Consider the following 1334-nt stretch of genomic DNA (forward strand, 5'->3'; position numbering starts at 1 on the left):
CATTGCGATGCCGATGACAACGAGTGGGCTCAGCCCCAACAATACGATGCAGATGCTTCCAAGGAGACTGTCACTGCCCATGACACAACCTCCACTCCGAAGTTGAAATTTGATCTGCCAAAACAAAATCGTGATCGATTAAAAAACCGGCCTCAGAGCGGTACACGCCGTTTGGCGAAGCCGAAAGTCCTCTCATCCGAGCATTAGCCACGCCACGCTGGCGATCAGGGCGACAAACGACACCGCCGCTGTGCCTCTCTGATAAATAGTGTACGTGTCCCTGAGGCGGCCTACCGCGAAGCGCCGACTGGTAGACGTCCTCAAGCACGCACATTTCGGCAATATATTAGCAGCCATCCGTCAGCTCTCCAGCTTAAGAAATTGTGCGCCATGCCGACCAAGCGCCACCCGAATTAAGGGGGCGCGGCATGAATTGTGCTGATGATTAGCTGCTGGGAATTTCAATGTCCCGGTTCGGGAACAAACGGTCATCAGGTGTGTATTTTTGAGACCGGTGACCGCTCATTTTGGGAGGTATCGTTGCATTACACAGCGCTCCAACAAAACAGGTTCCTCGTTCGGAGAGGAAGCGGTGACGACTGGATGGTTTATGATCGGGAACTCAAGGGGCCAGCGCAGCCAAAGAAAAATGGCCCATTCGCCGAGAAGCTAACCAAGGACCAGGCCCAACAACTGATGCAGATGCTGACTGACGACCTGACCGGCGCCATGAAGGCGGTATAGTCATATCGGATACCGGTCCGCAGCAAAATCTGAAACGGACCGCGAACAGATGACAGCTGTGTTACCTACTAAGGTCTATGAACAGAGTTGGGCACAGCGAACGAGGCGCGGCAAAAAAGCGGCGCCCCGGTGGGTTAAAACTTAGCCGGCTCAAATTCGACATTGGCTACTGGGCCTTAAGCGCGAGCCACCCCGGCAGCCGTCGCGGAACGATCGGCGAACAGCTCAAATGCCGGCGCACTTGAACGCCTATCACGCTGAGCAGGACGATGTTCGAGGCGATCGAATCGCGGTCGGTACGCGTGATGGTTCTTTTAATCTTGACGCTCCTCAGGACCGCTCTGCCCTTTTGGCACCACATCCCTATCCCTCTCGGTTGTGCGCGGGCGTGGCGTAGACTTCGGCATACCGGCCTGACCGCCGTGCTTTCCGCCCTGATCTTGGACGCCCTCCGCGTCATTTTCTTTAGACATCACGCTCTCCAAGAGCAATGGGTGCGCGCGCGGCCAAGCCGAGAATCTGATCAAGCTGCATAAGACACAGCTCGCCTCCGATCGCACCAGCTGCCGTTCGGCGCTCGCCAATCAAGT

Annotated in this window: 2 protein-coding genes and 1 pseudogene; all 3 read left to right on the top strand. The window is 56.1% G+C overall.

Going from position 1 to position 1334, the window contains the following annotated elements:
* On the top strand, window positions 1-207 hold a 207-nt coding region (locus K359_RS64150; RefSeq protein ID WP_210164128.1), incomplete at its 5' end, for a hypothetical protein.
* A 333-nt stretch (window positions 208-540) separates the two neighbouring features.
* Window positions 541-744, top strand: coding sequence for a hypothetical protein (locus K359_RS0148125; RefSeq protein ID WP_210292686.1), 204 nt, complete (start codon window positions 541-543; stop codon window positions 742-744).
* Between the two features lie 495 nt (window positions 745-1239).
* Window positions 1240-1334: pseudogene (locus K359_RS62940) on the top strand (transposase); the annotation flags it as partial.

The organism is Bradyrhizobium sp. th-b2 (assembly GCF_000426785.1).
GTDB classification, from domain to species: domain Bacteria; phylum Pseudomonadota; class Alphaproteobacteria; order Rhizobiales; family Xanthobacteraceae; genus Bradyrhizobium; species Bradyrhizobium septentrionale.